Genomic DNA, 18,620 nt, shown 5'->3' with positions numbered 1-18,620 from the left:
ACCAAGGGACGCGGGGAGCCATCGCGGCTCGTTCGTGTGGCTTCTCGCGCCCACCAACGCCCAAGGAGGGCACCTCATGTCCGTCGTTACGGAACCGGCTCCGGTGCCGGTGGGGCCTGGCCTGTCGATGTTCGACCCGATCTTCATCGGCATCGACGAGTTCGGCCAGCCCGTCTACATCACCCTCGCTTACCGCAACCTCCTCGCCGGTGGTGAACCCGGCGGAGGTAAGTCCGGCCTGCTCAACGCCATCGCCGCTCACGCCGCCCTGTCCGTCGACAGCCGCCTGGTGCTGCTGGACGGCAAGCTCGTCGAGCTGGGGCAGTGGGAAGACTCCGCCGATGCGTTCATCGGCCCCGACATGCCCGCCGCCCTCGACGTCCTGCGCCGGCTCCAACTGGTGATGAACAACCGCTACGCCTGGCTGCGCGCCCACAACCGGCGCAAGCTCACCGCCGCCGACCGCCTCTCCGTGATCACGGTCCTGGTCGACGAGATCGCCTTCTACAGCGCCACGGTCGGCAGCAAGCAGGAACAGGAAGAGTTCGTCGCTCTCCTGCGTGACCTGGTCGCCCGGGGACGTGCCGCCGGTATCCCGGTGGTCGCCGCGACGCAGCGGCCGTCGTTCGACATCATCCCCACCTCGCTGCGGGACCTGTTCGGCTACCGGGCCGCGTTCCGCTGCACCACCCCCAACAGCTCCAATATCGTCCTCGGCCACGGATGGGCCGAGCAGGGCTACACGGCAACCGACATCGCCCCTACCAACCAGGGCGCGGCCTACTTGATCGCGGAGGGCGGTGTTCCGCGTCGGATCAAGGTCGCCTACCTCACCGATGCCCAGATCGCCGGCATCGCCGACTACGCCGCCTGGGTCCGCCGACCCGGCACCCCCGTCACCCCTGCCGGTTCTCCCGCTGATTGGGGGATGGCGGCATGACCACCCGCGAACGCGCCTACACCAAGGCGAACAACCAACGTGCGAACCAGTACACGGAGATCTGGGTCGTCGGCACCCCTGAGGATCTGGCCGTGATGATCCAGGCCGCCAGTGCCACGGGCCGGCTCGTCTACGTCTCCGCCCCACACCTGATGGGTGGCGACGACACCCGACACCGCCGCTACCTGCGGCTCCGCAACCGATAGCAGTCGACAGGACCAGGTCATCGCCTGGCAGCAGAGCTGGTCCTGCCGACCTCCACCAACAGCCCCGAAAGGACGTGGCTGCCATGAAGGCTACCCAAAACCCACCCACCGCAGTCCAGGTCACACCCGCTGACCTGCTGCGGATGGCTGCCCTCTACCTGCGCCGGCACGGCTGGCACCAGGGCACCTACTACCACCTGACCACCGACACCCCCACCCCGCCGGCATGTGCCGCCGGAGCCATCGGCATCGCCACCGCCGGCCACCGAGTGGAGCACTTCTCCCAACTCGCCCCGGACGCCCTGGGCGACTACCTCGCCGCACTCGCCGCGTTCGTCGACTATCTCGACACCACTGAACCGCTGTTCCTCGTCGACGACGACGGCTTCGTCATCGACGAACACACCTCCCCCTACTCGTGGAACGACGACCCGGCGCGTACCGCCGAGCAGGTCATCACCGCCCTTGAAACGGCCGCTGACGAGTGGGACCGCCTCCACACCACCGGAGGTGAGAACCGATGAACACCGTCAAGAAGTCCTTGACACCCCGCGTCCCCGCGCAGAAGCGGCGGGACGTCGTCGAGAACGACGAGTTCGCCGCGTTCGCTCGGCGCATCATCCGCGCCCACGGCCGCCGCGTCGCCACCGGAGACGTGGAAGCGCTCCGCGACCTGACCGCTCTCTCGGCGGTCATCGACCAGGCCATCACCGAAGCCGTCATCGGCCTGCGGGCCTTCGGCTACTCCTGGGCCGAGATCGGCTCCCGACTCGGCATCTCCCGACAGGCCGCCCAGCAGCGTTGGGGTGATCGGCCGTGACCGACTTCGCCGACCACATCGGCCTACGGGTCCGCTTCTACGACCCGCTCGGCACCCGCCACGGGTTCCCCACATTCCCCTACCAGATGGCCCCGACCGGACTGGCCACCCGCCGTCAACTCCGCGCCGCCGGCCTTCGTCCCGGCGGTCACGACCCGGTCGCCCAGATCCTCTGGCGACGCGGCAAGCGGATCGCCTACCTCTACCGCCTCGACCTCGCCGCACCCAAGCGCGTTGCCACGCCCGCCCAGCGGCAGGCCATCGCTAAGGCGTTGCGTGCCCGTCGGACCTGCCGGGACTGCGGACAGGTCAAGCCCTACTACATCCCCCGCCGCTACGGCTGCTGCCTCGACTGCCACGAAGGAGACTCCTGATGGACGTCCTGATCACCTTCGCCATCATCCTGCTCATCGGTGCCGCCATGGCCTACATGGGCGGTGTCCGATGAACCCTCAACCCACCACCGGCACCCGCATCGAAGGTGTCGTCCTGGTCCTCATCCTGCTCACCGTCGCCGGCTTCGCCGGAGCCGCCTCCTTCACCCACGTCAAAGACTGGACCCTCGCCAACTCCCCCGCTGGCACGGGTGAGTGGTTCGGCTGGGCCAACGCCGTCATCTCCGAACTCGTCCCCATCGCCTGCCTACTGACCATCCGCCGACGCCGCCGCACCAGCGCACCCATCGGCTACCCCCTGTTCCTCCTGGTCGCCGCCGCCAGTCTGTCCCTGGCCGCACAACTCGCCGTTGCCAAGCCCGGCGTCTCCGGCTGGCTCCTGTCCGCCGTACCCGCCCTCGCCTTCATGGCCCTGGTCAAACTCGTCCTCGCCCCCACCAAGGGCACCACCATCCCGCCGGTTAAGCCGGCCGAACCCATCCACGTCCAGGCCGCCGAGCAACCCACCGAACCGCCGGCCGCCATCACCGCACCCGAACCGACCACCGAACCGACCTCGGTTCCTACGGTCGAGCCGATCCCTGCGCCGAAACCCGTCACCGTGCCGGCCGTGGATCCGGTCGACGTTCCTACGCATCTGTTGCCTACCGCCCGTTTCGCGGCTGTGCAGCATGAGCAGGCCACCGGCGAGCCCATCACCTCGAACGAACTCGCCAGCCGATTGAGCATCGCCCCGGCGGTTGCCAGGCAACTTCTCAACGCTCTTAACGCTGGTGGTGCCCGATGACCATTCACCTCGTCGACCTTGAGCACATCACCCACATTTGCCCCGCCGACCCGGAGCCGCATCCGTTCGACACCCGCCGCACGCTCGTGCACATCACCCCCGGCGGTCCCTGCCGGGCTCCGGTCACCATCCGCTGCGGCAACGTGACCGCCCAGATTGCCTGTCACCGGCATGAGCCGGCCAAGCGCCAGTGCGGCGCCTGCCGCGTCATCGTGCGCGAACGCACCATCACCACCCGCCCCCACACCGGGATTGCGGCTTGATGGCGTCGACGCTGGACCTCACACCCCGTGCTTCGGCCCGGGGTGTGGGCTCGAACGCCGACACCACGCCCGTGTACGACTACACCGCCGCCGGCTCCGCCCTCCTGCGCGCCACCGGACCGGACTACTTCGGCTGGCTGGACCACGTCCGCGCCGCCGCCGGCTGCACCCGCCCGATCCGCCTCGCCGGCCAGCTCCTCACCGTCGAGCAATCCACGGGCCGGGTGGTGGAGCAGCGGCACACCGACGCCATGCCCGACGCGGCGATCTACACCGCCTGCGGTAACCGCCGCGCCACGGTGTGCCCGTCCTGCGCGCACACCTACCAACGCGACGCCTTCCAACTCCTACGCGCCGGCCTCGTCGGCGGCAAGGGCGTCCCGGAGACGGTCGCGCAGCATCCGGCGGTGTTCGCCACCTTCACCGCCCCCTCGTTCGGCACCGTCCACACCCGCGTCGTCCGCAAGCACACCTGCGGCAACCGGCGACGCTGCGACTGCCGGGCCGAACCCTGCCACGCCCGTCGCGATGTCGGCCTCTGTCCTCACGGTCGGCCGGCTGTGTGCTGGGCACGTCATGAGACTGGTGACGCGGTGCTCGGTCGGCCGTTGTGCCTGGATTGCTACGACCACGGCCACCAGGTCGTGTGGAACCTGTTCTCCGGGGAGCTGTGGCACCGCACCAAGCAAGCCGCGGAACGCTGGCTCGCCAAACTCGCCCGACGCCGGGGGATCCCCCGCGTCGAGATCGTCACCGCCTCCGGCAACATCCGCAAGATTGCTCCCGTGCGGCTCTCGCCGGGCAAGGTCGCGGAGTTGCAGGCGCGAGGAGCGGTGCACTTCCACGCCATCGCCCGCCTCGACGGCGTCCACCCCGACGACCCGACCGCCGTCATCCCACCCCCGGCAGGCTTCGGCGTCGGCGACCTGGTCGACGCCCTCCACCACGCCGCCGAACAGATCGCCTTCCACACCCCGACCCACCCCGACCGACCCGACGGATGGCAAATCGGATGGGGCGAGCAAGTCGACGTACGACCGATCACCGCCGACGGCGCTGGTGAGGTCACTGACGGCATGGTCGCCGGCTACCTAGCCAAGTACGCCACCAAAAGCACCGAGGCCACCGGGCACACCTCCACCCGCCTCACCGCCGATTCGATCGGGGACTACGCCGACCCTGACGGCGACCACACCGCCCGCCTCATCGACGCCTGCTGGCGAATCGGCCGACCCACCGGCACCCCCGTGCCCCTGTCTGAGCGGGCTCGTGACGACCGGCCCCGGCCCGGCTTCGTCCCGCGCTGGGAGTGCACCGACTGCGGCACCCACACCCGCTACGCCGCCTGCCCCACCTGCGTCGCCCACCGTCAAGCCGCCCTTGACACCGAACCCACGAAACCCGCCACCGGCAACCCGTACGCCCGGCTACGCCGATGGGCACACATGCTCGGCTTTGGCGGGCACTTCCTCACCAAAGGCCGCCGCTACTCGGTGACCTTCCAACTGTTGCGCGACACCCGCGTGAGCTTCCGGCGGCACGAGCACCACGACCAGGCCGACGAGCAGCCCGGCGCGCTCCGCGCCGTCGACCATCTCGACGACGACACGACCCTGATCGTCGGCACCCTCACCTTCGCCGGCGTCGGCTGGCACACCACCGGAGACGCCCTCCTCGCCGCCACCGCCGCCGCCATGGCCCGCGAGCGACGCACCGCCGGTCGCGAAGAACTTGCCCACGAACTCGGCACCACCCCGGCCGGCACCGCACCGGCTGCCGCCTGACCCCCTCGATCACGGGAGATGACATGACCACCGCGCAGTCACACAAGCTCTGGACCGTCGACGACGTCTCGGCGTACCTCGGCGTTCCGGTGCAGACCCTCTACACCTGGCGTAAGCGCCGCATAGGTCCACCCGCCGGTCGGGTTGGTCGGCATCTGCGATACGACCCGGACGCCGTCCGGGCCTGGTTCGAGCAGCAAGCCGCAGCCTGAGAAAGGAGCATCGTTGGCCCACGTCGAAGACCGCTGGTTCAAGACCGTTGCTCGCCCCGACGGCAAGTCGGAGCGGGTCAAGACACCGCTTCATGGGAAGGGGCTTCGGTACCGGGTCCGGTACATCGCGCCGGATGGTCGAGAGCGGTCGAAGTCGTTCCCCGACCGGGAGAAGCGGGCGGCTGAGGCGTTCCTCGTCTCGGTGGAGTCGGACAAGCTACGCGGCACCTACATCGACCCGGCCGCCGGGAAGCTGACCTTCCGGCAGTACGCCGAGCAGTGGTTGGCCGCGCAGACCTTCGACGAGTCGACTCGTGAGGCAACGGAGCGGCGGCTACGCCGGCACATCCTGCCCTACCTCGGCGGGCGGACTCTGGCCACGATCCTGCCGACTCACCTGCGGGAGCTGGACCGCTCGCTGCAACAGCTCGGCCTGGCGGTCACCTATCGGGTCGTCGCCTACAGCAACGTCGCCACCATCCTCAATGCGGCGGTCGATGACGGCCGCATCCCTCGGAATCCGTGCCATGCGAAGACGGTCCGGCCACCGAAGGTGCCGCCGCGCAAGGTGGTCCCGTGGTCCCGGGAACAGGTGCTAGCCATCCGCTGCGGCCTGCCTGAGCGCTACCGCGTTGCGGTCGACCTGGGCGCGGGATGCGGTCTTCGCCAGGGTGAGGTGCTGGCCCTAGCCGTGGAGGACATCGACTTCCTCAGAGGCACCCTGCATGTCGTCCGGCAGTTGAAGATCGTGGGTAGCCGGCTCGTCTACGCGCTGCCCAAGGGACGCAAGACACGGGACGTCCCGCTGCCCGCGTCGGTGGGTGCGGCCCTCACCCGTCATCTGGAGGACTTCCCTGCCGTACCGGTAACGCTGCCCTGGGAGGTGCCGGGAGGTTCGCCGGTCACAGTCAATCTGGTTGTTCACGGTCGGACCAACGTCGCTATGGATCGCCACACGCTCAACCGGGACTACTGGCACCCGGCCCTGACGGCCGCCGGCATCGAGTCCTCGCGCGCTACTGGCATGCACGCCTTGCGGCACTTCTACGCCTCGGTTCTCCTCGACGCCGGGGAGAGCGTCAAGGCGCTGTCGGAGTATCTCGGTCACGCCGACCCGGGCTTCACGCTGCGCACGTACACGCATCTCATGCCGACGAGCGAGGACCGTACCCGCCGTGCGGTCGACGAGGTCTTCGCGCCGTCCTCGGACGGCCTGGCGACGGCCTAGCGGCGATCATGGGTGTGTTTTGGCTGGTGGCAGGCGGTTTCTTGCCAGTTCACCAACTACCGCTAAGTCGTCTCGAACCGGCCGCGTCGATCCGTCGCCGCCAGCGATTGTTGCGCTCCGCAGCTCGATGCGTTGACCGGAGCGCTGCCACGGATCCGGCGTGCTCCTCCGAACGGTCTGGTTCAGTCGTCGCGCCGGTGGCGCAGCCAGAGGTACGGCAGGGGTTGGCCCCGGTTCCACTGATCCGCCTCGTCCGAGGGAACCAGTTCAAAGCCGGCGGCGGTGTAGCAGCGCAGCGCCGGAGCGTTGTCGGGATGCAATCGCATCAGCACCGTCGGGTGGTGGTCCCGCGCCAGGTTGGTGAGCAGGGTGACCATCCGACGGCCCAGGCCCCGGCCGCGCAGCGCCGGGGCCACGATGAGTCGGGCCAACTCCACCTCGGCCTCGTCGTCGTCGAGCCACAGCTCGCCGTAGCCGGCCGGTTCTCCGTCGAGGAGTGCGAGGTACGCGAGCACGTCGGGCTCGGTTCCCCAGCGCCTGACGTTCTCCGCTGTCACTCGGTCGCGGGAGCACCAGCGACGACTCTCCTCGGCAGAGGTCGCCCAGCTCGCCACGACGGCCGGATGGGTCGGGCCCAGCGCGGTCAGCTCCATGACTCGCCTCCTCGGCACGCGAGGCTACCGCCCAACGGGAGAACCTCCGCCGGCCGGCCCGGCCCACCTGACCGGGCCGGCCGGGCGTCGGGATCCGCGTCAACGGGCGAAGATCAGCAGCAGGACGACCGTCAGGATCGCGCTCACCAGGATCGAACCCAGACAGCCGATCCGGTTCGAGAAGAAGAGGAACATCCGGCCGTCGTACCCATCATTGCGCGGGTCAGGCCGCGGCGGGCTGCTCGGCCCGGACGGCGGTGGCCTCCGCGCGGGCGATGGGGCCGGCCGGCAGCGCGGCGACCGCCGCTCCGACGGCGAGTGCGAACCCGGCGAACAGGAAGGCCCAGGGCACCCCGCCGGCATGGTCGACGATCAGGCCGGAGACGGCGCCGCCGACCGCGCTCGCACCTACCGACATGGTCACCACCCAGGTGTACGCCTCGTTCAGCATGCTGGTCGGCGAGATCCGCCCGACCAGGGTGTTTTCCAGAGTCAGCGCGGGAGCGATGGCGGCTCCGCCGATCACCAGGGCGGCGCCCAGTGCGACTGGCGTCGGCATCACGGCGAAGACAGCGAAGCTGCCGGCGAGCACGGCGAGCAGCCAGGCGAACAGGCGGGTCATGTTGCGGGCCGGCCGGCGGACGCCGAACCAGAACCCCCCGATCGCACTGCCGACCCCCCAGACGGCCAACAGCACGCCGGCGAGGCTGTTCGGGTCGTCGGGGCTGTAGCGGGTGGCAAACGCCGGAACGGTCACGCCGGCCGCACCGAAGGCGATGCCGATGCTGGCCACGCAGAGCAGCAGCGCCGGAAAGCCGGCGACCCGAAGCGGACCGAGGCCACGGGCATGATGTTCCCGGGCGTGCGGACGCCAGCCGCGCATGGCCTGGCCGAGCGCAACCGACAGGGTGCCGACCAGGGTCACCACCGCGGCACCGATCAGCGCCGCCCCCGCGTCGGCGACCAGCACGAACCCGGCCACCAGCAGTGGACCGAGCACGAAAACGATCTCGAAGAGGGTGGTTTCGGCGGCAAGTGCGGTGTTGCGCAGGTAGTACCGACCGGAGTCGATGTTGGTCAGGCCGTTCCAGGCACCACGGATCGCGGCGGTCATCGGCGGGTACGTTCCACCGGCCGCCGCCGAAGCCAGCAGGACCAGCGCGAAGGGAGCGCTATCGGCGCGGGCCGCCCAGAGCAGCCCCATCAGGGCCAACGGGTGGGCGATCGCGGTGCCGAGCAGCACCGGGGTGGGACCGATCCGGTCGGCGATCCGGCCAGCCACCGGGCTCAGCGTGGCGCCGGATAGGGCGTAGCAGCCGCCGGCCGCAGCGGCCAACGAGTAGCGGCCGGTCACCCCTTCGACGACGAGCAGCAACGCGAGCGGCGTCATGCCGATCCCGAGTCGCCCGATGATGCCAGTGATCAGCAGGGTCGGTGCGCCCGGAATCTGCCAAACAGCCAGATACCGGCGCAGCCCAGCCACAGCGGACCTCCACGAGATGTAATGAGCGAGACTCAGTTAGACCCTAACGTCCCCGGTCCGGCCGACCCCGCGGTCCGGGCCTGTGGCGGCGCTCACCCGGTTCCCGGGATGCCGCAATCTGCTCTCTCGAACCGCCTCCGAGCGGCCGGCATACCGCAACTCGTGCTGCCCTTCCACCCCGGCGAGGGACGGTGCCGCCCGCGCCGGTGCTGGGTCCGGGCGGGTCAGCGCTGGTAACGCACGGGGCCCGTCTGGCTCGCCAACTGCTCAAGCCGGGCGACCCGCTGCTCCATCGGCGGGTGGGTGGCGAAGAGCGCGGCCACCCCGCCACCCCGGAACGGGTTGGCGATCATGAGGTGCGCGGTGCTGGTGAGCTGCCCCTCGGCCGGCAACGGCCGCCGCTGGGCACCCATGTGGATCTTGCGCAGGGCGCTGGCCAGCGCCAGCGGGTCCCCGGTCAGTTCGGCACCCGAGGCGTCCGCCTGAAACTCACGGCTCCGGCTGATCGCCAGCTGGATGACGGTGGCCGCGATCGGCCCCAGGATGATGGTGAGCAGCAGGACCAGCGGGTTCGGGCCGTCCTCGTCGCTGTTGCCGCCCAGCGGGATGAACAGGGCGAGATTCGCCAGCATGGTGATGATGCCGGCGAGGCCGGCCGCCACGCTGGAGATGAGGATGTCCCGGTTGTAGACGTGCGACAGCTCGTGACCGATGACGCCCCGCAGCTCGCGGTAGTCGAGCAGCTCGACGATCCCCTGGGTGACGCAGACGGCCGCGTTCTGCGGGTTACGCCCGGTGGCGAACGCGTTGGGCTGGGCGGTCGGACTCACGTAGAGCCGGGGCATGGGCTGTCGGGCCTCGGCGGCCAACTCGCGAACCATGTGGTACAGCTCGGGGAACTGCGCCTCACTTACCGGTTGCGCCCGCATCGAGCGAAGTGCCAGCTTGTCGGAGTAGAAGTACGTGACGCCGTTCATCACCAGCGACACGAGTACGGCGATGACCAGGCCGCCGCTGCCGCCGAACCAGTAGCCCACCGCCAGAATCAGTGAGGTGAGCAGGCCGAGCAGCGCGGCGGTCTTCAGACGGTTGTGGTGCACGATCACTCCTTCGGTGCACGGATGCCGGGATCCGCTGACCGGTACAACACCCCGGTACCCGTCAACCATCCGTCTCATGACTGAGAGTTACCTGAGTGACGGATGGCGCGCTGGCTGGCCCGGGTTCAGCTCCCGGCGAGATCGAGCACGACCTGCGGTGCGAAGCCGACGACCAGGGCCACCACGGTCGCCACCGCCAGCGCCGCAGCCACCGCGCGGGCGGGTCGGGCGACACGGGCGGTGAGGTCTCCGGGCGGGGCGTAGAGCAGCGCGGCGGCCCGCAGGTAGTACGCCAGGCCGATGACCGCGTTCACCGCCACCACCAGGGCGAGCCAGCCGGCGTCGCCACCGAGCAGGGACCGGACCACCGTCACCTTGGCGAAGAGTCCGGCCAGGCCGGGTGGCAGGCCGGCGAGGCCGATAAGCGCGAACGCCAGCCCGGCACCGACCCAGGGGTGCCGCCGTGCCGCACCGCGCAGGTCGTCGAGCCCGCCCCCGTCGGCACCGGCCGGACGCAGGGCCACCACGCCGGCGAAAGCGGCCAGTTCCAGCAGCACGAAGAAGACGGCGTACGCCAGGGCGGCGGCGTACACGGCAGTGCGGGCCTCCGCGTCGGTGGTCAGGGCCAGCGCGCCGAGCGGGGCGAGGATGTAGCCGGCCTGGGCCACCGAGGACCAGGCGAGCAGCCGGACCGTACGCCGCTGGCGCAGGGCCACCAGGTTGCCGACGGTCATGGTCAGCGCGGCGACCAGGGCCAGCACCGGCCCGGTCACCTCCGGCGGCAACGCCTGCCGCACCACTGCCAGCAGCGCGACCACCCCGCCGAGCTTGGACGCGGTCGACAGGTACGCGGCCACCGGCAGTGGTGCCCCGTCGTAGGTGGCCGGCGCCCAGGCGTGGAACGGCACCGCCGCCACCTTGAACGCCAGTCCCGCCACCACGAGCGTCACCGCGACAGTGGTCAACGGCAGGTCGAGCAGCGCCTCGTCGGCGAGGAGGGTGCCCAGCCGTTCCAGGTGCAGCCCGCCGGTGACCGCGTAGAGCAGCGCGGCACCGAGCAGGGTCAGCGTGGTGGCGACCACGCTGACCACGAAGAAGGTCACCGCCGCCTCGGCACTGGCCAGGCTGCCCCGACGCAGGCCGACCAGGACGTACAGCGGCAGGGTGAGCACCTCCACCGCCACGATCAGGGTGATCAGGTCACCGGCCGCGCCGAGCACCACGCCGCCGGTCATCGAGCAGGCGAGCAGGAAGCAGTACTCCCCCACCGGGGTGTTCCCGGCCCGCAGCAGCGGCCCGGACAACGCCAGCACCCCGAGGACGAGCAGCGCCACCAGCGCCGCGACCAGGGCGGCCCGGCCGCCGAAGACGTACGAGCAGTCGGCACCGACGCAGAACGTGCGTCGCTCGGCCCCCGAGCCGACCGCCGCCGCGCCGACCGCGGTGGCGACCGCGCCGGTGACCGCCGTGGCGACGGTGGCCGGTGGCCGGGCCGCCAGCAGGTCCACAAGCAGCACCAGCACCGCCGTCCCGGCGGCCAGGTACGCCGGCAGCAGCGCCACGTGGTCGACGGCCTGCACCAGACTCGACTCGCTCATCGCGCCACCTCGCTACGCTCGGCGTCACGACGAGCCACGACCGCACTGCGCCGAATAAATCGCTCGCTACGCTCGCTCATCGCGCCACCACTCCCACCAGGGCCTCGACCGGAGCTTCGGCGAAGCCCAGCACCAGCGTCGGGGCCAGCCCGACGGCCAGCGCGAGGAGGACCAGTGGCGCCCAGGCGACCAGTTCGGCTCCGGCCAGCTTGGGCCCGAGCGCGGCGACCGCCGGGCTGGGCTCGCCGTGGGTCACCCGCCGCAACAGTCGCAGCAGGTACGCCGCCGTCAGTGCCCCGCCGATCGCGGCCAGCACCGCCAGCGTGGTCCACAGCGCACCACCCGACTCGACGGCGGCGACCACGGCGAACGCCTCGCCCCAGAAGCCGGCCAGCCCGGGCAGCCCCAGCGAGGCGACCGCCGCGAACGCGAGCAGCCCGGACAGGCGCGGGGCGGTCTCCCGCAGCCCGGACAGCTCGCTGAGCGCGCCGGTGTGGGTACGGTCCTTGATCGCGCCCGCCAGGAAGAACAGCAGACCTGTGATGATGCCGTGGGCGACGTTGCCGATCAGCGCCGCCTGGATGCCGGTGGCGGTCAGGGTGGCGACTCCCAGCAGGACGAAGCCCATGTGCCCGACACTTGAGTACGCGATCAGCCGCTTCAACTCGCTCTGCGCCAGGCAGACCAGCGACCCGATCAGGATGGCGGCGACGGCGAGCACACCGAGCACCGGTGCCGCCCACCTGGCGCCCTCGGGGGCCACCCCGACGGCGACCCTGATCAGACCGTACGTGCCCATCTTGAGCAGCACCCCGGCGAGCAGCACGCTGCCGACGGTGGGTGCCTGGGTGTGCGCGTCGGGCAGCCACGAGTGCAGCGGCCACAGCGGGCTCTTCACCGCGAAGGCCAGCGCGAGCAGGGTGAAGGCGGCGAGCTGGGTGGTGCGGGACAGCTCGGTGCCGCCGGTCAGCGCCACGATGTCGGCGGTGCCGGCGGCGGCCACCACCACGTACACGCCGACCAGCAACAGCACCGAACCGAACAGGGTGTAGAGGGCGAACTTCCGCCCCGCCCGCCGCCGCGCGTCCAGTGCCGCCGGGTCGGTGCCGTCGCCGCCCCAACCGACGATGATCGCGTACATCGGCAGCAGGACGACCTCGAAGAAGAGGAAGAACAGCACCAGGTCGAAGGCGAGGAAGGTGCCGAGGATGCCGACCTCGACGACCAGCAGCAGCGCCACCAGGGCCCGGCCGTCGCCTCCGCCCGGCACCCGCCACAGGGTGTAGCCGCAGCAGAGCAGGGTCAGCAGAGCGGTGAGCACCACCAGCGGCCAGGAGATGCCGTCGACGCCCAGGTGGAAGCGCAGCTCCAGCCCGGGGACCCAGGGCAGGTCGATCGAGTGCCAGGGACGCACCGCCCCGGCGGCGTCCTGGGGCGCGTACGCCGACCATGCGGCGTTCCGGCCGGCGACCAGCGACGCCGCCGCGACGAGGGTGAGTGCGGCGGCCACGGTGCCCACGATCCGCGCCGCCCGGTCGCGGGGCGTCGCCGCCACGGCCAGCGCGCCGAGCGCCGGCACCGCGAGTACCGAGACCAGCAGGAACTCCCCGACGTTCATGCCGGCCCCCCGCTGACCGGCGGGCCGGCAGGCGGCACCGGGACGCCGGGTAGGTGGTGTGCTCGCTGACGTTCGCTCATGCCGTCGCTCCGATCAGGGCCGCCGCGGCCAGGCCGATCAGCAGCGCGCCGGCCAGCACCGCGGCGGCGGCCCGGGGCAGCGCCGCGCGGTGCAGGACGCCCAGCCTGCCGCCGAGGGCACCCACGGCGCGTCCGGTGCCGGTGACCGCACCGTCCACCACCCGCTCGTCGGCGGTACGCGCCGCGCGCGCAATCGCGGTGGTCGGGCGTACGACCAGGGTGTGCTGCACGTCGTCGAGCCGGAACGCGCGGGCGAAGACCGGCCGCAGCGGACCGAGCGCGGCCACCGGGTCGGCACCGCCGCCCCGCCGCCACCCGACCCACGCCAGGCCGGCACCGATCACCAGCAGCGCCAGCGGCAGCAGCACGGTCGGTGTGAGGTGAATCAGCGCGTCCGACGGCAGCAGATCCGACACGGCGTCGGGAGCGACGGGCAGGGTGGCTTGCAGTTGGCGGGAGAACCAGCCCGGAAAGCCGGCCAGGCCGAGCAGGGCCGCCGGTACGGCCAACGCCAGCACCGGCCAGCGCAGCACGGCCGGCGGATCGTGTGGCGGCCGGTCAAGCGGGGTGCGGGGCGCACCGAAGTAGGTGCCAAGCAACAGCCGGGTGGCATACCAGGCGGTGACGGCGACACCGACCAGCCCGGCGAGCCAGACCAGCCAGCCCACCCAGGCCGGTGCCGGGCCGTCGCCGTGCAGGGCGGCCTGCTCGGCGGCGGCGAGCACCCCCTCCTTGCTCCAGAAACCGGAGAGCGGCGGTACGCCGGCCAGCGCGCCGAGCCCGATCACCGTGCACCAGAAGGTCACCGGCATGCTGCGCCGCAGCCCGCCCATCCGGGACATCAGGGTGGTGCCGACGGCGTGGATCACCGCACCGGCGGCGAGGAACAGCAGTGCCTTGAACGCCGCGTGGGTGAGCAGGTGGAACAGCGCGGCCGGCGGGGATCCGACGGCGAGCGCCCCGGTCATGTAGCCGATCTGCGACACCGTCGACCAGGCGAGTACCCGCTTGATGTCGTCCTGGGCGGTGGCGGCCAGCGCGCCGAGCAGCAGGGTCACCGAGGCCATCACGCCGAGCACGACAAGCGCGGTCGGGGTGGCCTCGAAGAGCGGCCACAGCCGGGTGACCGCGTACACGCCGGCGGCCACCATGGTCGCGGCGTGGATCAGCGCGGAGATCGGGGTCGGTCCGGCCATCGCGTCGGGCAGCCAGGTGTGCAGCGGGAACTGGGCGCTCTTGCCGGCTACCCCGGCGAGCAGCAGCAGGCAGGCGGCGGTGAGCGTGGTGGTGCCGTGGTCGTGGGTGAGCACGTCGGCGATCCGGAAGCTGCCCGCCGAGACGCCGAGCAGCGCGATGCCGAGCAGGAAGCCGACGTCACCGACCCGGGTGACCAGGAACGCCTTCATCGCGGCGGCCGGCGCCTCCGGCAGCCGCCGGTCGTGGGCGATGAGCAGGTACGAGCAGAGGCCCATCACCTCCCAGCCGACCAGCAGCAGGATCAGGTCCCCGGAGACCACCACCAGCAGCATCGCGGCGGTGAAGAGGCTGACCTGCGCCGCGTACGGCGGGTAACGGTGGTCGGGTTCCTCGGGTGGCCCCTGCCGCAGGTAGCCGGTCGAGTAGATCTGCACCGCCAGGGCGACCGTGGTGACCGCGACGGCGACCAGGGCGGCGGCGCCGTCGAGGCGTACCCCGAGGGTGACGGTGAGCCCGCCCAACTCGATCCAGGTGGTCGAAGATTCGGCCGGGCCGTCCAGGGTGACCAGCAGGGCCACCGCCAAGGCGAGCGCCCCGGCCGCGCCAGCGATGCCAACGGTGGCGGCCACCCGGCGGGCCGCCGCCTCGCCGATGGCCGCGCCGCGCGGCGACGGTGGCAGCAGCAGGCCGGTCAGGCCGGCGAGCAGCGGTACGGCCGGCAGCAACGCACCAAACGTCGTGACGCTCACCGCGGTCCCTCCGGTTCGCTTCCGACGGCCCGTGACGCCTGGCCGACCGTCGTGGCGGCGACCGGTTTCGCGGCGTGCTGTTCGGTCAGGGGGATCTCGTCGACGGCGACGCTGGCCCGCATCCGGTAGAGCTGGAGCACGATCGCCAGACCCACCCCGATCTCGGCGGCGGCCAGCACGATCACGAACAACGCGAAGACCTGCCCGCCGTGCGGCAGCACCGCCTTCGCCGTGGTGTCGGCGGTGACCAGGATCAGGTTCACCGCGTTGAGCATCAGCTCGACGGACATCAGCACCAGCACCGCGTTGCGCCGCCGCAGCACGCCGTACACGCCGAGGCCGAACAGGAGCGCGGCGGTGACGTACGGGATGACCGGCCTCACCGCGACCGCCCCCGATCGCCCGTCGCGTCGTCCCTGCTGGCGCCGATGTCGGGGCGGGACAGCACGATGGCCCCCACAAGTGCCGAGAGCAGCAGCACCGACAGCACCTCGAAGGGCAGCACCCAACTGCTGAAGACCTGCTCACCGAGACGCTCGGCGGTGCCCGCCTCGGGCAGCTCCACGGTCGTCCAGCGGTACGCGTCGACGAGCAACGCCGCCAACCCGAGCCCCACCCCACCGCCGATCAGCGCGGCCGGCCAGCCGGGGCGGTCCAGATCGTCCGAGGCGCCGATCGGCGCACGGGTCAGCATCACGGCGAACAACAGCAGCACCACCACCGCGCCGACGTAGATCAGCACCTGCACCCAGGCGACCAGTTCGGCGGCGAGTACCAGGTACATGCCGGCCACCGCGCCGAGGCAGACCACCAGGTAGAGACCCGCACGGACCAGGTGCCGGGTGGCCACCACAAGCGCCGCCGAGCCGACCGCCACCGCGCCGAGGGCGAGCAGCAGCGCGTCCACCCCGGTCACGCGGGCGTACCTTCGTCGTCGGCGGCGCGAGGTGGTGCGGGGCGGCGCTCGGGCCGTACCCCCGGGGTGGTCGGACGGGCGGCGGACGAGCCCGGGACGGCGGCCTTGCGCGCGGCGGCGGTCTCCTCCTTGGCCGGCTCGCCGTTCGGGTCGTGCGCCGGTGGCGGCGGGACCGTGGCCATCCACTCGCCCAGGTGGTCCTTGTCGTGCAGCAGGTCCTTGATGTCGTACTCGGCGTACTCGAACTCCGGCGACCAGTAGAGGGCGTCGAAGGGGCAGACCTCGATGCAGATGCCGCAGTACATGCAGAGCGAGAAGTCGATGTCGAACCGGTCGAGCACGTTGCGCTGCCGGGCCCGGGCGGCGCCCGGGACCGCCACCTCTTCCTTGTGCGAGTCGATGTAGATGCACCAGTCCGGACACTCGCGGGCGCAGAGCATGCAGACCGTGCAGTTCTCCTCCAACAGCGCGATCACCCCACGCGAGCGGGGTGGCAGCTCCGGGGCGACGTCCGGGTACTGCGCCGTGGTGGAGCGTTTTGTCATCGTTTTCAACGTGACGGCGAGCCCCTTGACCAAGCCGCTGCCGGGCAGGCCGGTCGCCTCGCTTCGCTCGCGCTCGCTCATGCCGAACATCCTGCCCTGTGGGCACGGCGCGCGCGACCACCACCCGGGGGTAGCCGGTAGTACCGTCGCCACGGGGAGAACGACACGCCGGAAAGGACCCGTCAATGACCGTCGCGCTGCGCGACGACTACCTGGCGCCGGGCGAGTGGACGACGGACGACCTCGACCGCCTGCCCGACGACGGCCGCCGCCGTGAACTCCTGGACGGACAACTGATCGTGTCGCCCTCCCTCACGCGACTGCACCAATCCATCGCAATGCTGCTCGGCGCCGCCTTGCAGGAGACCTGCCCCGCCGAATTCGACGTCACCCAGGGGGTGTCGGTGCGGACGTCCCGCACCCGGTCTCTCATTCCCGACCTGCTGGTCACCGAGCTGGACGCGGCTGCCCGCAACCCCTCCTCCTACCTGCCGAACGAGGTTCTGCTGGCGGTGGAGATCGCCTCCCGGACGAGCGACGGCATCCTGTTGGCCGACCCGTGGGACATGGACACCCCTCTCGCCCGGATCACTCCCCGCTCCCGCTGACCTGTCACGACTGTCTCTTCAGACTGGCGAAATGGGCGTTGACCTCGGCGCGAGCCTCGGCAGGGCTGAGCGCGGTCGACAGCAGGCGGACCGTCAGCCCGTCCAGCAGTGTGGCGAGCCCGCTCGCCGCCGCCGGCACGTCGACGTCCGGAGCGATGCTGCCGTCCGCGCGGGCCTCGTCGATCAGGCGTTCAAGATTGCCGCGTAGCTCGGCGGCGTTGTCCCGCAGCACGCCGGCGATCCGCTCGTCGATCAGGGATTCGGCGGTGAGCACCAACCAGACCCGCGCCTCGAAGATCCGGTCGGCGTCCAGGGGCACGAGTTCCAGTACGGCGAGCCGCAGTGTGTCCAGGGCGGTCGGTCCGGTCCGAATCATCCGAGCCCGGTCGACGACCCGGTCGACCAGATGCGCCATCGCGGCCCGAACCATCAGTTCCCGGGTCGGTAAATAGTGCTGGGCGGTGGCCAGTGGCATCCCCGCCTCACCCGCGACGGCCCGGACCGTCGTCCCGGCCGCCCCGGTACGACTCAGCACGGTGCAGGCGGCGGCACCGAGTCGCCGCCTGCGCTCCTCGTGATCGACCACCTTCGGCATGAGGCGATGATACGTTATAGGTCGCTTGACCTAAATAGGTCGCCTGACTAACATTAAGGCGATGAGTACGCAGACCGCCCCGGCCCCACCCACCCCGAGCCCGACCGCGACCCGGTTCACCTGGCTCGACCTGGTGATCGTCCTCGCGGTTGGCTTCGGCCTGGCAAACGCCACGGTGGCCGACCTGCTCGCCCAAGGGCCGGCCGCACTCGGCGCCTCCGAGGTGGTCGCCCTGGGTGTCGCCTGGCTTGCGATCAACAGCGTCCAGCTGCTGGTCGGAATCGCCGTGACATACCACCGGTTCGGTGCGGTACGCGCTCCACTCCTGCTGCACCGCCCACGGCCCGCGCAGCTACGCGCGGCAGGCGGCTGGGGTCTGGCAAAGGCGGCGTTCACCCTCGCCCTGCTGCTCGTCCTGCCGGCGGCGCTGACCGCCGACGGCGGCGGCGAGGGCGGCTACCCGGCCGGCCCGTTGCTGGCCCAGTTCACCTTCGCCCTCTTCTTCGCGGCCATCGCCTCACCGATGTACGAGGAGGTGCTCTACCGGGGCGTCTTCTTCCAGGGGGTGGCCGCCCGACTGCCGGCCGTCGCCGCGATCCTGACCTCTGCCGCCCTCTTCGCGGTGATGCACCTGCCCCGAGGCTTCAACGCCATAAGCGCGTTCGCCGCCGGTCTGCTCTTCGCCTGGTTGCTGCGGCGGCACCGGAACCTGTGGGTACCGATCGTCGCCCACGCGGTGAGCAACGGCAGCCTGGTCGCGCTCGCCTTCGCCGCGCAGGCCGCCTGATCACCGCCGGGCGGCAACCGCCCTCGGCCTTCGACACTGCACGGCCTCACCGACTC

The 18,620-nt window shown here is 71.2% G+C and carries 22 protein-coding genes; 12 read left to right on the top strand and 10 right to left on the bottom strand.

The genetic code is table 11. From position 1 onward, the window contains the following. The first annotated feature begins 76 nt into the window (after nucleotides 1–76). The 10 genes from O7624_RS19405 (at nucleotide 77) to O7624_RS19360 (ending at nucleotide 6,635) form a co-directional block, all read left to right on the top strand. On the top strand, nucleotides 77–940 hold the full coding sequence (locus O7624_RS19405) for an FtsK/SpoIIIE domain-containing protein (protein ID WP_282236822.1): 864 nt from the start codon (nucleotides 77–79) through the stop codon (nucleotides 938–940). Continuing rightward, entirely contained in the window at nucleotides 937–1,146 is a 210-nt protein-coding gene (locus O7624_RS19400) for a hypothetical protein (protein WP_282236821.1), read from the top strand. The genes O7624_RS19405 and O7624_RS19400 overlap by 4 nt, the downstream gene beginning before the upstream one ends. An 83-nt stretch (nucleotides 1,147–1,229) precedes the next feature. Beyond that, entirely contained in the window at nucleotides 1,230–1,670 is a 441-nt protein-coding gene (locus O7624_RS19395) for a hypothetical protein (protein WP_282236820.1), read from the top strand. Further along, nucleotides 1,667–1,966, top strand: a complete 300-nt coding sequence (locus tag O7624_RS19390) for a hypothetical protein (RefSeq protein WP_282236819.1) — start codon at nucleotides 1,667–1,669, stop codon at nucleotides 1,964–1,966. The genes O7624_RS19395 and O7624_RS19390 overlap by 4 nt, the downstream gene beginning before the upstream one ends. After that, nucleotides 1,963–2,340 carry an RRQRL motif-containing zinc-binding protein gene (locus O7624_RS19385; protein WP_282236818.1) on the top strand — a complete coding sequence of 126 codons (378 nt, stop codon included), beginning with the start codon at nucleotides 1,963–1,965 and terminating at the stop codon, nucleotides 2,338–2,340. Before O7624_RS19390 ends, O7624_RS19385 begins: the two co-directional genes overlap by 4 nt. Nucleotides 2,341–2,410: 70 nt before the next feature. After that, a complete protein-coding gene (locus O7624_RS19380) occupies nucleotides 2,411–3,148 on the top strand; it encodes a hypothetical protein (protein WP_282236817.1) in 738 nt (245 codons plus the stop codon). Next, complete coding sequence (locus O7624_RS19375) at nucleotides 3,145–3,411, top strand: hypothetical protein (RefSeq protein WP_282236816.1); 267 nt, start codon at nucleotides 3,145–3,147, stop codon at nucleotides 3,409–3,411. The genes O7624_RS19380 and O7624_RS19375 overlap by 4 nt, the downstream gene beginning before the upstream one ends. Beyond that, complete coding sequence (locus tag O7624_RS19370) at nucleotides 3,411–5,195, top strand: replication initiator (RefSeq protein ID WP_282236815.1); 1,785 nt, start codon at nucleotides 3,411–3,413, stop codon at nucleotides 5,193–5,195. The genes O7624_RS19375 and O7624_RS19370 overlap by 1 nt, the downstream gene beginning before the upstream one ends. 23 nt (nucleotides 5,196–5,218) lie before the next feature. Next, nucleotides 5,219–5,407 carry a helix-turn-helix domain-containing protein gene (locus O7624_RS19365; protein WP_282236814.1) on the top strand — a complete coding sequence of 63 codons (189 nt, stop codon included), beginning with the start codon at nucleotides 5,219–5,221 and terminating at the stop codon, nucleotides 5,405–5,407. Between the two features lie 13 nt (nucleotides 5,408–5,420). Continuing rightward, entirely contained in the window at nucleotides 5,421–6,635 is a 1,215-nt protein-coding gene (locus O7624_RS19360) for a site-specific integrase (protein WP_282236813.1), read from the top strand. 182 nt (nucleotides 6,636–6,817) lie between these two features. On the opposite strand, the gene O7624_RS19355 is transcribed toward O7624_RS19360, so the two are convergent. The 9 genes from O7624_RS19355 to O7624_RS19315 all read right to left on the bottom strand — a co-directional run bounded on the left by O7624_RS19355 (nucleotide 6,818) and on the right by O7624_RS19315 (nucleotide 16,664). Then, a complete protein-coding gene (locus O7624_RS19355; protein ID WP_282236812.1) occupies nucleotides 6,818–7,288 on the bottom strand; it encodes a GNAT family N-acetyltransferase in 471 nt (156 codons plus the stop codon). A 223-nt stretch (nucleotides 7,289–7,511) separates the two neighbouring features. Next, the gene (locus O7624_RS19350; protein ID WP_282236811.1) at nucleotides 7,512–8,771 is read right to left on the bottom strand and encodes an MFS transporter; all 1,260 of its coding nucleotides are present in this window, start codon (nucleotides 8,769–8,771) and stop codon (nucleotides 7,512–7,514) included. 224 nt (nucleotides 8,772–8,995) lie between these two features. Then, the gene (htpX, locus tag O7624_RS19345; protein WP_093403731.1) at nucleotides 8,996–9,871 is read right to left on the bottom strand and encodes a zinc metalloprotease HtpX; all 876 of its coding nucleotides are present in this window, start codon (nucleotides 9,869–9,871) and stop codon (nucleotides 8,996–8,998) included. 125 nt (nucleotides 9,872–9,996) lie between these two features. Then, nucleotides 9,997–11,469 (bottom strand): proton-conducting transporter membrane subunit, encoded by a 1,473-nt coding sequence (locus O7624_RS19340; RefSeq protein ID WP_282236810.1) that lies wholly within the window; start codon nucleotides 11,467–11,469, stop codon nucleotides 9,997–9,999. A 76-nt stretch (nucleotides 11,470–11,545) separates the two neighbouring features. Continuing rightward, the gene (locus O7624_RS19335) at nucleotides 11,546–13,087 is read right to left on the bottom strand and encodes an NADH-quinone oxidoreductase subunit M (protein ID WP_282236809.1); all 1,542 of its coding nucleotides are present in this window, start codon (nucleotides 13,085–13,087) and stop codon (nucleotides 11,546–11,548) included. A gap of 76 nt (nucleotides 13,088–13,163) precedes the next feature. Next, nucleotides 13,164–15,113 (bottom strand): NADH-quinone oxidoreductase subunit L, encoded by a 1,950-nt coding sequence (locus tag O7624_RS19330; protein WP_282236808.1) that lies wholly within the window; start codon nucleotides 15,111–15,113, stop codon nucleotides 13,164–13,166. Then, the gene (gene nuoK, locus O7624_RS19325) at nucleotides 15,110–15,496 is read right to left on the bottom strand and encodes an NADH-quinone oxidoreductase subunit NuoK (RefSeq protein ID WP_282236807.1); all 387 of its coding nucleotides are present in this window, start codon (nucleotides 15,494–15,496) and stop codon (nucleotides 15,110–15,112) included. Before nuoK ends, O7624_RS19330 begins: the two co-directional genes overlap by 4 nt. Then, nucleotides 15,493–16,029, bottom strand: a complete 537-nt coding sequence (locus tag O7624_RS19320) for an NADH-quinone oxidoreductase subunit J (RefSeq protein ID WP_348774957.1) — start codon at nucleotides 16,027–16,029, stop codon at nucleotides 15,493–15,495. Before O7624_RS19320 ends, nuoK begins: the two co-directional genes overlap by 4 nt. Next, a complete protein-coding gene (locus O7624_RS19315; protein WP_282236806.1) occupies nucleotides 16,026–16,664 on the bottom strand; it encodes an NADH-quinone oxidoreductase subunit I in 639 nt (212 codons plus the stop codon). The genes O7624_RS19320 and O7624_RS19315 overlap by 4 nt, the downstream gene beginning before the upstream one ends. A gap of 95 nt (nucleotides 16,665–16,759) precedes the next feature. Between O7624_RS19315 and O7624_RS19310 the strand changes: the two genes are divergently transcribed. Further along, complete coding sequence (locus O7624_RS19310; RefSeq protein ID WP_282236805.1) at nucleotides 16,760–17,182, top strand: Uma2 family endonuclease; 423 nt, start codon at nucleotides 16,760–16,762, stop codon at nucleotides 17,180–17,182. Nucleotides 17,183–17,186: 4 nt separating this feature from the next. Here O7624_RS19310 and O7624_RS19305 read toward each other — a convergent pair whose 3' ends face one another. Further along, nucleotides 17,187–17,777, bottom strand: coding sequence for a TetR family transcriptional regulator C-terminal domain-containing protein (locus O7624_RS19305; RefSeq protein ID WP_282236804.1), 591 nt, complete (start codon nucleotides 17,775–17,777; stop codon nucleotides 17,187–17,189). 61 nt (nucleotides 17,778–17,838) lie between these two features. Between O7624_RS19305 and O7624_RS19300 the strand changes: the two genes are divergently transcribed. Beyond that, nucleotides 17,839–18,564: a CPBP family intramembrane glutamic endopeptidase gene (locus O7624_RS19300; protein ID WP_282236803.1), complete on the top strand. Its 726-nt coding sequence runs from the start codon at nucleotides 17,839–17,841 to the stop codon at nucleotides 18,562–18,564. Nucleotides 18,565–18,620 lie beyond the last annotated feature (56 nt).

This window comes from Verrucosispora sp. WMMD1129 (genome assembly GCF_029581255.1).
Lineage (GTDB): Bacteria > Actinomycetota > Actinomycetes > Mycobacteriales > Micromonosporaceae > Micromonospora > Micromonospora sediminimaris.
This window is presented reverse-complemented; position numbering and strand designations above follow the sequence as displayed.

Coding starts and splice junctions, on each gene's coding strand:
- O7624_RS19405 (WP_282236822.1), top strand. CDS start 77: ATGTCCGTCGTTACGGAACCGGCTCCGGTGCCGGTGGGGCCTGGCCTG.
- O7624_RS19400 (WP_282236821.1), top strand. CDS start 937: ATGACCACCCGCGAACGCGCCTACACCAAGGCGAACAACCAACGTGCG.
- O7624_RS19395 (WP_282236820.1), top strand. CDS start 1,230: ATGAAGGCTACCCAAAACCCACCCACCGCAGTCCAGGTCACACCCGCT.
- O7624_RS19390 (WP_282236819.1), top strand. CDS start 1,667: ATGAACACCGTCAAGAAGTCCTTGACACCCCGCGTCCCCGCGCAGAAG.
- O7624_RS19380 (WP_282236817.1), top strand. CDS start 2,411: ATGAACCCTCAACCCACCACCGGCACCCGCATCGAAGGTGTCGTCCTG.
- O7624_RS19375 (WP_282236816.1), top strand. CDS start 3,145: ATGACCATTCACCTCGTCGACCTTGAGCACATCACCCACATTTGCCCC.
- O7624_RS19370 (WP_282236815.1), top strand. CDS start 3,411: ATGGCGTCGACGCTGGACCTCACACCCCGTGCTTCGGCCCGGGGTGTG.
- O7624_RS19365 (WP_282236814.1), top strand. CDS start 5,219: ATGACCACCGCGCAGTCACACAAGCTCTGGACCGTCGACGACGTCTCG.
- O7624_RS19355 (WP_282236812.1), bottom strand. CDS start 7,288: ATGGAGCTGACCGCGCTGGGCCCGACCCATCCGGCCGTCGTGGCGAGC.
- O7624_RS19340 (WP_282236810.1), bottom strand. CDS start 11,469: ATGAGCGAGTCGAGTCTGGTGCAGGCCGTCGACCACGTGGCGCTGCTG.
- O7624_RS19335 (WP_282236809.1), bottom strand. CDS start 13,087: ATGAACGTCGGGGAGTTCCTGCTGGTCTCGGTACTCGCGGTGCCGGCG.
- O7624_RS19315 (WP_282236806.1), bottom strand. CDS start 16,664: ATGTTCGGCATGAGCGAGCGCGAGCGAAGCGAGGCGACCGGCCTGCCC.
- O7624_RS19310 (WP_282236805.1), top strand. CDS start 16,760: ATGACCGTCGCGCTGCGCGACGACTACCTGGCGCCGGGCGAGTGGACG.
- O7624_RS19305 (WP_282236804.1), bottom strand. CDS start 17,777: ATGCCGAAGGTGGTCGATCACGAGGAGCGCAGGCGGCGACTCGGTGCC.
- O7624_RS19300 (WP_282236803.1), top strand. CDS start 17,839: ATGAGTACGCAGACCGCCCCGGCCCCACCCACCCCGAGCCCGACCGCG.